Origin of the sequence: Microcystis sp. M109S1 (assembly GCF_020247025.1) — a bacterium.
Lineage (GTDB): Bacteria > Cyanobacteriota > Cyanobacteriia > Cyanobacteriales > Microcystaceae > Microcystis.
On sequence record NZ_JADBRW010000443.1, the window covers coordinates 1 to 12,390 of the forward strand.

The 12,390-nt window shown below is 43.4% G+C and carries 11 protein-coding genes; 7 read left to right on the forward strand and 4 right to left on the reverse strand.

What is annotated here, in order from left to right; translation table 11 throughout:
• Positions 1 to 540: 540 nt before the first annotated feature.
• Positions 541 to 729: a hypothetical protein gene (locus tag IM322_RS21785; protein WP_287672534.1), complete on the reverse strand. Its 189-nt coding sequence runs from the start codon at positions 727 to 729 to the stop codon at positions 541 to 543.
• A gap of 190 nt (positions 730 to 919) precedes the next feature.
• Complete coding sequence (locus IM322_RS21790; RefSeq protein ID WP_287672535.1) at positions 920 to 1,753, reverse strand: photosystem II manganese-stabilizing polypeptide; 834 nt, start codon at positions 1,751 to 1,753, stop codon at positions 920 to 922.
• A 249-nt stretch (positions 1,754 to 2,002) separates the two neighbouring features.
• On the opposite strand from IM322_RS21790, the gene IM322_RS21795 reads away from it, so the two are divergent.
• Positions 2,003 to 2,347: a hypothetical protein gene (locus tag IM322_RS21795; RefSeq protein WP_287672537.1), complete on the forward strand. Its 345-nt coding sequence runs from the start codon at positions 2,003 to 2,005 to the stop codon at positions 2,345 to 2,347.
• 68 nt (positions 2,348 to 2,415) lie between these two features.
• Complete coding sequence (locus tag IM322_RS21800) at positions 2,416 to 3,849, forward strand: phosphoglucomutase/phosphomannomutase family protein (protein WP_287672539.1); 1,434 nt, start codon at positions 2,416 to 2,418, stop codon at positions 3,847 to 3,849.
• A gap of 333 nt (positions 3,850 to 4,182) precedes the next feature.
• Here IM322_RS21800 and IM322_RS21805 read toward each other — a convergent pair whose 3' ends face one another.
• Both IM322_RS21805 and IM322_RS21810 read right to left on the reverse strand, forming a co-directional pair.
• A complete protein-coding gene (locus IM322_RS21805) occupies positions 4,183 to 5,538 on the reverse strand; it encodes a (Fe-S)-binding protein (RefSeq protein ID WP_287676195.1) in 1,356 nt (451 codons plus the stop codon).
• A 9-nt stretch (positions 5,539 to 5,547) separates the two neighbouring features.
• Entirely contained in the window at positions 5,548 to 6,834 is a 1,287-nt protein-coding gene (locus IM322_RS21810; protein ID WP_287676196.1) for an FAD-binding oxidoreductase, read from the reverse strand.
• A gap of 249 nt (positions 6,835 to 7,083) precedes the next feature.
• Between IM322_RS21810 and IM322_RS21815 the strand changes: the two genes are divergently transcribed.
• The 5 genes from IM322_RS21815 (at position 7,084) to IM322_RS21835 (ending at position 12,095) form a co-directional block, all read left to right on the forward strand.
• Entirely contained in the window at positions 7,084 to 8,271 is a 1,188-nt protein-coding gene (locus IM322_RS21815) for an aspartate aminotransferase (protein ID WP_287676197.1), read from the forward strand.
• 97 nt (positions 8,272 to 8,368) lie between these two features.
• A complete protein-coding gene (gene radC, locus IM322_RS21820; protein WP_287676198.1) occupies positions 8,369 to 9,100 on the forward strand; it encodes a RadC family protein in 732 nt (243 codons plus the stop codon).
• A gap of 104 nt (positions 9,101 to 9,204) precedes the next feature.
• The gene (gene purM, locus IM322_RS21825) at positions 9,205 to 10,230 is read left to right on the forward strand and encodes a phosphoribosylformylglycinamidine cyclo-ligase (RefSeq protein ID WP_287676202.1); all 1,026 of its coding nucleotides are present in this window, start codon (positions 9,205 to 9,207) and stop codon (positions 10,228 to 10,230) included.
• A 518-nt stretch (positions 10,231 to 10,748) separates the two neighbouring features.
• On the forward strand, positions 10,749 to 11,003 hold the full coding sequence (locus IM322_RS21830) for a hypothetical protein (protein WP_287676199.1): 255 nt from the start codon (positions 10,749 to 10,751) through the stop codon (positions 11,001 to 11,003).
• Between the two features lie 39 nt (positions 11,004 to 11,042).
• Complete coding sequence (locus IM322_RS21835) at positions 11,043 to 12,095, forward strand: hypothetical protein (protein WP_287676200.1); 1,053 nt, start codon at positions 11,043 to 11,045, stop codon at positions 12,093 to 12,095.
• The last annotated feature ends 295 nt before the right edge of the window (positions 12,096 to 12,390 follow it).

The window sequence follows — 12,390 nt, forward strand, 5'->3', positions numbered from 1 at the left end:
CAAGTCCATTACCGCGTCTTTGCCTGTTCCTAAGAGTTTATAGGCCGCTTCTCGAAATTGCTGCCAGTTTTTCCAAGTCATTTTCGAGAAATTTAGTAATCTTACTTGATTTCCCGTTTTTTCTGCTCAAGCAGTTCTTTTATACTGACTATTGCTCAAATTAGTCTAAACTTGAGTTGAAAAGATATTAATGAAACAAAGTTCTCCCCGCCAAAAACCTCATCCATCAATTCCCGAACATGATGGACATTCTCATCGGAAATCTGCACAAAAACACTACCGCTATCAGTCAAGAACTCCCGGAACAACAACAAACGATTGCGTAAATAGGGTCTGCTGAAAAAGTTTGTTGGTGGGGTTAGGAGTCGGTCGTCGGTCGTCAGTAGCCGGTCGTTTCAGGCTTTGTTGCCCTCTCTTTTCGTACCATTTTTGTACGACAAGAAGGATAATGCCAGGTTTTTGAAGGTCTTAATCCTATTTTCGCAGCATGAACATCGGATTTTAACAGGTCAAAAGCCTTATTTTAAAAGGGTTTTACCATTATTCAGCAAGCCCTAAATAACTCAGATAGGAATGTAACCCTAATTCCCAAGTATCTCGATAAGCTTGCACCATCTCCGGTTCGCGGGTGAAATCATCGTCATCGTTGTGTTTAACGTCGCGTTTTCTCACAAAAGGTTGAAAATTAGAACCAAATTTTACCCCGTAGGGAGGGTCAATATAAATCATCTGCACCTTACCCCCAAGAGAGCCGAAAAAAAGCGAACTTCTCTAGGGAGAAATTCGCCTTAATTTCCAGAAATTCTGAATTTATTACTAAAATCGGCTCTAAAACCTCGCCTTAAGGCGAAAAGTTGGTGGAGCGGGGCATAAATCACCGTTACAAAAACTGCCTCCTGCCCCCTGCCTTCGTTATTAATTAGGCACGAGCTTCGAGACGACCGTAGAAAATGCCGCGAATTTTCACTTCTTCAGCATCTTTTGCGCCTAAATCGGTGTCGGAAGGCTGCTCACTTTCAAAAACACCAGCAAACTCGCCGGTAGAAGCGTCAACTTTAGTTACCTGTAAAGACATAGTACCTTTACCCAGTTCCGTTGCTTTGACGTTAGCGCGCTGGAAATCTTGACTATCAGCACTAGCGGGTAAAGCGACAGCGTTATCATAACCCGTCACCACACCCCGACCTTTGGGATCTAAGAAACCAGCACCACGATAGGAGGGAACTTTAAAGTCGCCTTCAAAATCCGTGGAACTGTTAATCGAGTTAAAGCCGGCTTCGGTTTTGCCGGTGAAACCTTTGATGGTAAAGAACAAGGGAACTCTTTCACCTCCGGGTAATTGTACGGTAACGGGTTGGAAATCGATACCGTCTTCTTCCTTGAGGGTTAAAACACCGTCTTCGCCTACGGTTAAACTCGCTGTCATCTGTTCTAAACTGGTGGTATCTCTGGTTAGGAGTTTACCCGGTATAAAGGTGGCTGCTTCCCGCTTATTAACGGGTTCACCCTTGACAAAATATTCTTGGGGTTCCAAGCATAAATCTGTCACCACATAACTTTCGCCGCGTTCTAAGGGGAGAGTACCCCGGGTGAACTCGGAAATCTGCGGACATTTGTTAGCTAATCCCGTGTTTAAAATTTCATCATAGGTTAGCTCGTTTCTATTCAGGACGGCATTAGGCGCGTCGCTACAAGCTGTCAATACCCCTAAGCACAAGGCTAAAAAGGCAACTAACAAGGCACGAAATCTCATCTATGTCAACCTCTCTTTGTCAATCTTTACAATTACTACCCTTGATCCATAGCCTGATGAATTATCGAATCGGTCGGGCCAATTCACCGAAACTCAGTTTATCAAAGATCAGTGACCATTGAGAAGATGGGAGACAGGAGGCAAGAGGCAAGAGGCAAGAGGCAAGGGGCAAGGGGCAAGGGGGGGAGGCTCTAAGTAACTGATAGCTGATGACTGATATGATTGGTGTGACTGTTTTCAAATAGGAACATGAATAGCCGATTGCCGGGAGATAACAGCCAATTAGATAGCCAACTACATTCCCTTGTAACGACGGTGACAGCGATCGCCCAAGAACAGCAGGGAGATTGTAACGGTTTGTTAATGTTGCTGCGAACTTTAGAAAATTTACATCGGCAAATTCGCGAGCAGATGTTCGAGCCATCTTTACCCAATACCCGTAAGGACTTATACGGATTACTCCGGGATATCGAGGAAACCGGGGGATGGCCCTATATAGAACGGATGAAGTTACAAATGTTAATGGAAAAATTATTAGCCAGTGAAGTCGGCGCGCTCGATTCGGCGGCAAAAACCGATGATCGGGAAAAATGAGTTTCCAGAGGTTACGGAGCGGGTTACAGTATTGGGAAAATGGATATTTTAGGGGTAGTTCGTAAATCATGACCACCGTGAACCCGATTAAATTTGGAACCGATGGCTGGCGCGGGATTATCGCCGCCGATTTTACTTTCGATCGAGTCGCTCTGCTCGCTCCCTTGGCGGCTCAGGTTTTAGCAGATAATTATGGTCAGATCACAGGTTCGCGGACGATTATCGTCGGCTATGATCGGCGGTTTATGGCGGAGGATTTTGCTCAAACTGCGGCGGAATCACTTCAAAAAGCCGGTTTTGATGTGCTTCTCTCCCAATCCTACGCTCCGACTCCCGCTTTTAGTTGGGCAGCTCGATCAGAAAATGCTCTCGGTGCGATCGTGTTAACCGCCAGTCATAACCCAGCCAAATATCTCGGTTTGAAGGTTAAAGGTTATTTTGGTGGTTCTGTCTCGCCGGAAATTACCCAACAAATTGAAGCTTTATTGTCTAATCCGCCGCAATTTAACGCAGCTGCTGGTAAATTAAGCACTTTTGAGCCATGGTCAAGTTATTGTCAGGGTTTACGCCAAAAAGTTAACATTGCTGCTATTGCCAACGCGATCGAATCGGGACAACTAAAAGTTTATTCCGATGTCATGCACGGTGCGGCGGCTACCGGTTTAGAGCGTCTTTTGGGGGTGGGGATCACGGAATTACGCGGCAATCGCGATCCTTTGTTCGGTGGCGGCTCTCCAGAACCTTTACCGAGAAATTTGAGGGAAATCATCGATAAACTGGCTCACAGCGCAAATTTAGCCCCTTTGCGAGTAGGTTTGGTCTTCGATGGGGATAGCGATCGAGTAGCGGCGATCGATGGTCGGGGGAATTTTTTAAGCACCCAAAATCTCATCCCGATTTTAATCGAGCATTTAGCCGGCAAAAAGGGAATGAGAGGGGAAATTGTGAAAACGGTGAGCGGTTCCGATTTAATCCCCAAATTAGCCAGTTTATACGGTTTATCGGTCTTTGAAACCCCGATCGGTTATAAGTATATCGCCGATCGAATGTTGACCACTCCTGTGTTAATTGGTGGGGAAGAGTCGGGAGGTGTCGGTTATGGTACTCACATTCCCGAACGGGATGCTTTATTATCAGCTTTATACGTTTTGGAAGCGGTGGTAGAATCGGGCCAAGATTTAAGCGATCTTTACGCGCAATTACAGGATAAAACCGGGTTTCATTCTGAGTATGATCGCATTGATTTACCCTTAGCTAATATGGAAGCTCGCGATCAGTTAATTACTGCTTTGGATAAGGAACCCTTAAGGGAAATTGCCGGTAAACAAGTGACTGATTGTAATACTATGGACGGTTATAAATTCCGTTTAGAAGATGGCAGTTGGTTGTTAATTCGCTTTAGTGGCACAGAACCAGTTTTGCGTCTCTACTGTGAATCCTCAACCCTCGATCGAGTTGATGAAATTCTCGCATGGGCAAAATCTTGGGCTACCTATATCTAGGGCTTGCTGAATAATGGTAAAACCCTTTTAAAATAAGGCTTTTGACCTGTTAAAATCCGATGTTCATGCTGCGAAAATAGGATTAAGACCTTCAAAAACCTTGCATTATCCTTCTTTATAGTATAAAACTGGTACAAAAAAGAGGGCAACAAAGCCTGAAACGACCGGCTACTGACTTGAAAGAGGGTGTAGGGTGTAGGGTGTGGGGTGTGGGGTGTGGGGAAGGAAACCTCTTTCATCTCTGGTGGTGAAAATTTTTTCATCGGGACCGACTCCTAACCCCACCAACAAACTTTTTGCCGCAAACCCTATCTCATAGAAAAAGGGGATGAACTAGGAAATTTTCAGCCCGCGAATTGCATAATCTAATAATTCCATCGGATGAATAACGGGTGTATCTTTTCCCTGTAATTGTAGATGTTTTTTAATTTGTAGGGAACAACCCGGATTAGGAGAAGCAATCACCGCAGCCCCAGTATTTAATAAATTGCGTACTTTCTGCTGACCTAATTCATCGGCAGTATTTGGCTGTAGCATATTATAAACTCCGGCACTGCCACAACACAAGGCCGCATCGATAGGTTCTTTTAAGTTAATATTGGGGATTTTTTGCAATAATTGCCGTGGTTGCACGGAGATTTTTTGTCCGTGTAAAAGATGACAGGCATCTTGATAAACTAGGGTTAATTCTGTCTCGGTAATCGGGGATAAATCAGCAGTTAACCCCACTGATGCCAAAAATTCTTGGGCATCGCGTACTTTAGCCACAAACTCCTTAGCCTTATCTTTATATTCAGGATCGTCGGCTAAAATATGATGATATTCTTTGAGAGTATGACCACATCCTGCCGCATTGATAATAATATAATCAACCTCGGTTGCTGCGAAACTATCGATCATTTGTCTGGCTAAACTTTGCGCTTGTTTTTCCTGTCCTTGGTGTGCGGGTAAAGCGGCACAACAACCCTGGGTTTTTGGGATAACCACTTCACAACCATTGGCAGTTAAAACCCGCACTGTCGCTTCATTTACCGGCGAGAAAAAGAGGCGCTGCACACAACCTAAAACTACTCCCACCCGATAGCGTTTTTCAGTTTGGGAGGGAATAACATCGGCATAGTTTTTAAACAGAGAGTCTAGGGTAATTTTTGGTAAAATTGATTCCATCGCTGCTAGACGGGGAAAGAGCATTTTTAAGAGTCCCGATTTTCTAACAATAGTTTGTAATCCCAGGGTTTGATATAACCAGAGGAAAGGTAAAAATAATTTGAGACGGACGGGATAGGGAAAGAGATTAAAAATGAGAAAACGAATAATTTTATCTTTAAAACTGCGGGGTTGATTGCGTTCCACTTGCGGACGAACTGCGGCGATTAATTGATCGTATTGTACTCCCGATGGACAGGTACTAACACAGGCTAAACAACCTAAACAAGTATCAAAATGTTGGCTAGTGGTTTCGTCTAAAACTGCTTCCCCTTTGTTGATAGCATTCATCAGATAAATTCTGCCCCGGGGGGAGTCCATTTCTTTGCCAATCACTCGATAACTGGGACAGGTAGATAGACAAAAACCACAGTGAACACAACTATCGATTAATTCTTGAGCAGGGGGATTCTTGGGGTCAAATCCTTGATTTTTTTTGTCGATTAATTCTTGAAAGTTAACGGAATGCTCGGAGGTTTGCATGATTTTTAATTAGATTTTGTTAAGAAAGCGTTCAGGACTAAAAATACCGTGAGGATCGAATTTAGTTTTTAGGGTTTTCATCATGGTAATCGCGTTACCTGTATAGCCCCAAGGTTCAATTTTTTCTTTTAGCGATGGCGGCGCAGTTAACACCGTTAAATAACCCTGATTGGCACTGCATAAAGAGCGAATTTTGTCAAGATTTTCCTCCGATTTTAAGATAACTTTACCCACGCCGCTACTAATATTAATCGAGGCTAGTCCGTTAATTTGGTCGATCACTAGAGCTAAATTGCTGGGTAATAATCCTATTTTGCCGAAAAAATTGCCCTCTTGGTCATAATTATCGATTGTTTTTCGGTATCTTTGCCCTAGAGAAACTTCTTCCTCATCCCGATAATAATTAGTCTGACAATCTAACTGTTGCCCTAAATAACTCACCTGTTGCGATTGTTCGCTAATACTTTCGGGAATGCTTTGAAAACGCAGCAGTAAAGCGACTTTTTCCCCTAATCCTAGTGCTTGCGTCATCCCTGGGTTTAAACATTCAGCCACTGTGGGAGTTAAGGCCGATTGCCGAATAACTTGACTTAATTTACTAATATTTTCGCTATTTCCTCTAATTATCAGGGTTTCTGAGTTAGCAGTTTGGGGATACAGTCGCAGGGTAATCTGATCGATAATCCCTAAAGTGCCGTAGGAACCCGTAAATAGCTTCATCATGTCGTATCCCGCCACATTCTTGACCACACGCCCTCCAGCTTTAGCAATCTCGCCATCGTGACGGATAAAGGAGAATCCTAGGATCAGATCCCGGACACCACCGTATCTTTGCCGCCATGTTCCCGCGTCGGCTGTGGCTATAATACCGCCAATCGTGGCATTATCGGCGTAACTGGGATCAAGAGGAAGAAATTGACCGCTAGGAGCTAAAAAAGCCTGTAAATCCGCTATTTTAAGTCCAGCTTGCACGGTTATAGTTAAATCTCCCCTAGCATGGTCAATAATCTGGTTGAGATTTTGGGTACTAACTAAAATATCGGGCGACTCGACTAACCCACCCCAATCTAATTTACTGCCTTGACCGTAGGCCAGTAAAGACAGACGATTTTCGTTGCTAAAACGCACCAGAGAGGATAAAGCGGTTGTATTAGCGGGATAAACTATAATTTCAGGACTTTTGCCCCTAATTGCCCTTGATAATCTTTCTTGTTCCTCTTTTGGCACTTGTTGCCAGGTAATAACTGTCGTGTCGGGGGGTAAAATAGAAGTTATCTGAACAGCGATCGCAGTCATATTTTACAAAAGAATTGAGGAGTGAGGACTTACCGGCCGATAATGGCGAAGAATGGGGGTAATGCCGGGGCTAATCAGTAATTTTCAGCCTCTATTAATCAGATTACCTTAGTTTGGCTCTCCATCTCCGATGTCAGGCAATTCTAGCAATACTGAGGCACAAAGAAGTCAGCTTAATAACTAACTGCTAAATTAGCCATACACTCGTGTCATAATGTTAGATTACCTCGATCAGTAAGCCAAGAAGTAATGAGTGTAAATTGGACGAATAGCCGCGCCAAGCGATTAAGTGCCTTACCCCCCTACGTTTTCGCCCGCTTGGATGAATTAAAAGCCTTAGCCCGCAAAGAAGGACTAGATTTAATCGATTTAGGTATGGGCAACCCGGACGGTCCTGCCCCGCGTCCGGTTATCGAAGCGGCCATTCAAGCTTTTGAAACCCCCCAATTTCACGGTTATCCACCCTTTGAAGGAACCGCCAGTTTCCGAGAGGCGATCGCTAAATGGTATGATCGCTCTTATGGTGTGGAACTCAATCCCGATAACGAAGCTTTACCGCTGCTAGGTTCCAAAGAGGGCCTATCCCACCTGGCCCTAGCTTATGTTAACCCCGGCGATGTGGTCTTGGTTCCCAGTCCCGCCTATCCCGCCCATTTTCGCGGTCCCTTGATTGCTGGGGCGACGCTATACCCGATCATCTTAAAAGCGGAACAGGATTGGCTGATAGATATCGATTCTATCCCCGAAGATGTGGCTAAACAGGCGAAAATCCTCTATTTTAACTATCCCAGTAATCCCACCGCCGCCGTTGCCCCCCGGGAATTTTTTGAAAAAATCGTTGCTTGGGCCCGGCACTATGAGATTATGCTCGTCCATGATCTCTGTTATGCTGAATTAAGTTTTGATGGTTATCAGCCCACCAGTTTATTAGAAATTCCGGGGGCAAAAGAGATTAGTGTGGAATTTCATACCCTCTCGAAAACCTATAATATGGCCGGGTGGCGCGTCGGTTTTGTCGTGGGCAATTCCGATATTATTCAAGGGTTACGCACCCTGAAAACCAATCTCGATTATGGTATCTTTTCCGTTATCCAAAAGGCGGCCGAAACCGCCCTACAACTGCCGGATGAATACGTCAAACAAGTACAGGAAAGATACCGGCAGCGACGAGATTTTTTAATCAAAGGTTTGGGGCAATTAGGCTGGGATATTCCCCCCTCTAAGGCGACAATGTATCTCTGGGTTCCCTGTAGCGTCGGCATGACTTCCACGGATTTCGCCCTTACTGTTTTGCAAAAAACTGGTGTCGTGGTCACTCCGGGCAATGCTTTTGGAGAGGGAGGGGAAGGTTATGTGCGCGTCAGTTTAATCGCCGATATCCCGCGATTAGGAGAAGCTTTACAGCGCCTCGAAGATGCGGGAATTCGCTATCGGTAAGGAGAGTTTTTTCCCTTGATTTACGGGCCAAATCCCTCTAGGCACTGGCTAAAATTGCGATTATGATGGAATTTTATCGCGGTAGCTTGCCACTTCCATGACCTACAGCTTAAGAATTGCCGATATTCCCGTCAGTGAAAGACCCAGGGAACGTTTAATCAGTGTCGGGGCGAAAAACCTCAGTAACGCCGAATTATTAGCGATTTTACTAGCTACAGGTCAAGGTAAAGGCAAACTCTCGGCAGTGGGTTTAGGACAGCATATTCTCAACGAATTGAGTAAATATCGCCGGGAGCCTTTGGACGTTTTGAGGGATATTCAGCCCCAAGAATTAACCGCTATTCATGGCATTGGACCGGCTAAGGCCACTACTATTCTAGCGGCGATCGAATTGGGAAAACGAGCTTTTCAACGACGACCGACGGAAAAAATGATCATCGATAGTCCCGATACCGCTGCCGCTATCCTTGGACACGAACTAATGTATCAGTCTCAGGAACGTTTCGCTGTTATTTTACTCGATGTCAAAAATCAGTTAATCGCACTAAAAGTGATTACTATCGGCACAGCCACGGAAACACTGGTACATCCGCGAGAAATCTTTCGAGAAGTAGTTAAACAATCAGCTACTAAGTTAATTATCGCCCATAATCACCCCACTGGGTCACTTGTGCCTAGTCAAGACGATATTCTACTCACAGAACAATTATTACAGGGAGCTACCTATCTAGCCATTCCTCTCCTAGATCATTTGATCCTCGGTAATGGCAACTTCCAAAGTCTTCGCCAAATCACAGATCTTTGGGAAAAATATCCCCAAGAAGATTAGACCTCTTGCAACAATCACAAATTGTTGTTAGGTTTAGCTGGAAAAGGGAGCGAGTGCGCTCGAAATCTGGGTAAAATTTGAGAGATACAATCGGTCAATTGGGCATGGATTATAAAGAAGCGGGCGTGGATGTGGAAGCGGGACGCGCTTTTGTCGAGAAAATTCGCCAAAATGTGGAAAGTACCTTCCGTCCTGAAGTTATCGGCGGTTTAGGCGGTTTTGGCGGCTATTTTCAGTTACCTTCCGGTTATCGGCAACCGGTGTTAGTATCGGGAACTGATGGTGTGGGAACCAAGTTGAAAATTGCCCATAGTCTCAATTGCCATGATACGGTGGGAATTGACCTCGTGGCCATGTGCGTCAACGATGTCTTAACCTCCGGGGCTGAACCTTTATTTTTCTTGGATTATCTCGCCACTGGTAAACTGGAAGCGTCACAGTTAGCGGCGGTGGTATCGGGAATCGCTAGGGCCTGTCGCGATAGTGGTTGTACTCTTTTGGGAGGGGAAACGGCGGAGATGCCGGGGTTTTATTCGGCAGGAGAGTACGATTTAGCGGGTTTTTGCGTCGGTATTGTCGAAAAAAGTCAATTACTCGACGGCAGTAGGGTGCAAATCGGCGATGTGGCTATTGGTTTAGCCAGTAGTGGGGTTCACAGTAACGGTTTTAGTCTTGTTCGTAAGATTATCGACACCCAGGGCTTAAATTGGCAAGATTGCCCCGAAATTTTGGCTGGCTCTAGCTTAGGTGAAGTTTTGTTAACTCCCACTAGACTTTATGTTAAACCTGTGCTAGAACTTCTGCGCTCTGGGTTAGATATTCACGCCATGGCCCACATTACTGGGGGTGGCATCCCGGAAAATTTGCCCCGCTGCTTAGGTAAAGGGCATTCCGTGCAGATTTACCGCGAAAGTTGGCCAGTTTTGCCAATTTTTCACTGGTTAGCCCAGATGGGATCGGTTAATGCCGAAGCCATGTTTAATACTTTTAATATGGGTATCGGTTTTGTGATCATTGTCCCATCAGATCTGGCTCGATCGACTATTAATCAACTACAATCCTCTGGGATTAATGCCTACCAAATCGGCGAAGTGATTGCCGGTAAGGGGGAGATTGTTGGGCTTGATTAAAGTTAGTTGAGGCTAAGAAGATTTTGCCATCAATTCCACCAAAAAATCAGGTTGACTGGCTGGGATAGCAGCAGAGTTTCGGCCTATCCCCAACCCAATTTATATTAAGTTTTTTTACTTAAGTAGTTATACTTAGTTGGCTTCTCGATAGAATCAAGTCAGAACCTCATAAGGCACTTTTTCAGAGAAAAGGAGGTTATGGCCATGCAAGAAATGCCTATCTCCCAACTCTTAGGGTAGCGGTGGTCTGGGAAAAAGGTTCTGGTGACTGGAGCTTCGGGATTTAAAGGCAGTTGGTGATTTGACGCTCCCCGAAGCGCTCATGGGAGGGATTCTTGGTTCAACAAGTCCACCATACCAAGTACCTAAGTACAGGACAAAAAATCTAAGGACTGCAAAAAGCTAAGTACAGGACAAAAGAAGATAAAGGAGAAAAGTCATGTTTACAAGAAGTCCGTGAACAAAATATCCCTTGGAAAAAATGGGGTCACTATTTAAGCGATCGCCAATGGGCAACTATGCGGGAATACTACGGAGAAGAAGATAAAGCTTGGGGTTATTTCAGCCATGATGAAGCTCGAAATCGTGCTTATCGATGGGGTGAAGATGGCATTTTTGGAATTTCTGATGATCAGCAACGCCTTTGTTTTGCACTTTCCCTCTGGAATGGTCAAGATGAATATAAAGGCGAAAAGCATATCAAAGAAAGATTTTTTGGTTTACCTGGTATGTGGGGGCAAAATCAAGGAAATCACATGGAAGATGTCAAGTAATATTACTTTTATTTAGATAATACTCCCACTCATTCTTATATGAAGGCCTTGTATAAGTATCCTTATAAATTTCCTTATGATGATCTCATTGAAGAGAATAATAAACGAGGAAAAGATAAACCTGAATATGAGCTAATTGATACTAATTGTTTCGACGATGGATACTTTGATGTCGTTGTCGAATATGCTAAGAAGAATCCCGAAGATATATTGATAAAAATTACTATCTGGAATCAGGGAAATGATGAGCATGATTTACATATTTTACCGACGCTTTGGTTTCGTAACACTTGGTCTTGGGGACAGCTGAATGACAAAAAACCAAGCCTAAAAATAATTAATAATCCCCAATTCAAAAATGAATTGGCGGACGTTAAAAACAATGAATTTGTTTTGGTTGAAGCTGATTGTCATAATCCTACGTTCAAACCAATGTATTTTTATTGTGAAAAACCACAAGAAGTTCTTTTTACTGACAATGAAACTGGCAAAAAGAATGCGATTGAGAAGTATGTTTTCAATCAGGATGCAGAACAATCTCGACAACAAGGAACAAAGTTGTCTGCTGATTATTTTGAGTCGATTCTTCCGCATGAGTCAACTAAAAAAAATCGAAAAGTCATTCGCCTCAGACTTAGTAATGATCCTAACAAAGTAGCTCCTTTTGCCAATGATTTTGAGGAAATATTTGGCCAACGACAAAAAGAGGCTGATGCTTTCTATGAGGCGATTACTCCTTTTCGTATTTCAGATTCAGATGAAGAGCTACAAATTCAGAGACAAGCATTTGCGGGAATGTTATGGAATAAACAGTTTTATTACTATGTTGTTCAAGATTGGCTTCAGGGTGATTTCTTATATCATCGGCATCGAATATACCCCGATCATGAGATGCCTAAGCCTGATAAGAGAAACATTAATTCTCAATGGACTCACTTACACAATAAAAATATTATTTCCATGCCTGATAAATGGGAATATCCTTATTATTGTGTTTGGGATTCTGCATTCCATGCCGTTACTTTTGCTTTAATCGATCCTGATTTTGCCAAAGAACAATTATCAGTAGATGGAAAAGTTTTTGTCCAATAGCGATCGCTAAATGATAGGGGCTAAAAAATTAGGGATTTTCTTAGTATTTATGTACTCAGATAACGACTAATGATAAGTAAAAGTTATCTATATCTAGATTGACTAATCAAAGAAAAAATCGCTCAAAAAAAACCTAAAAATGTTTGAATAAAAGCAATAAACTTCAGCAATAAATTTGAAAATTGATTAACGAAACCCGCCAAATACTACTAACAGAATCAGAAACATTACAAACAACAATTGATTGTTTAATTCAACCTATCCCTCTCGAAACTCAGGGTGGATTTACTGCCTC

Bases quoted from the DNA above. Each gene is read 5' to 3' on its own strand.
- IM322_RS21785 (WP_287672534.1), bottom strand. From the start codon at position 729: ATGATTTATATTGACCCTCCCTACGGGGTAAAATTTGGTTCTAATTTT.
- IM322_RS21810 (WP_287676196.1), bottom strand. From the start codon at position 6,834: ATGACTGCGATCGCTGTTCAGATAACTTCTATTTTACCCCCCGACACG.
- IM322_RS21830 (WP_287676199.1), top strand. From the start codon at position 10,749: ATGCGGGAATACTACGGAGAAGAAGATAAAGCTTGGGGTTATTTCAGC.
- IM322_RS21795 (WP_287672537.1), top strand. From the start codon at position 2,003: ATGAATAGCCGATTGCCGGGAGATAACAGCCAATTAGATAGCCAACTA.
- radC (WP_287676198.1), top strand. From the start codon at position 8,369: ATGACCTACAGCTTAAGAATTGCCGATATTCCCGTCAGTGAAAGACCC.
- IM322_RS21815 (WP_287676197.1), top strand. From the start codon at position 7,084: ATGAGTGTAAATTGGACGAATAGCCGCGCCAAGCGATTAAGTGCCTTA.
- purM (WP_287676202.1), top strand. From the start codon at position 9,205: ATGGATTATAAAGAAGCGGGCGTGGATGTGGAAGCGGGACGCGCTTTT.
- IM322_RS21835 (WP_287676200.1), top strand. From the start codon at position 11,043: ATGAAGGCCTTGTATAAGTATCCTTATAAATTTCCTTATGATGATCTC.
- IM322_RS21805 (WP_287676195.1), bottom strand. From the start codon at position 5,538: ATGCAAACCTCCGAGCATTCCGTTAACTTTCAAGAATTAATCGACAAA.
- IM322_RS21790 (WP_287672535.1), bottom strand. From the start codon at position 1,753: ATGAGATTTCGTGCCTTGTTAGTTGCCTTTTTAGCCTTGTGCTTAGGG.
- IM322_RS21800 (WP_287672539.1), top strand. From the start codon at position 2,416: ATGACCACCGTGAACCCGATTAAATTTGGAACCGATGGCTGGCGCGGG.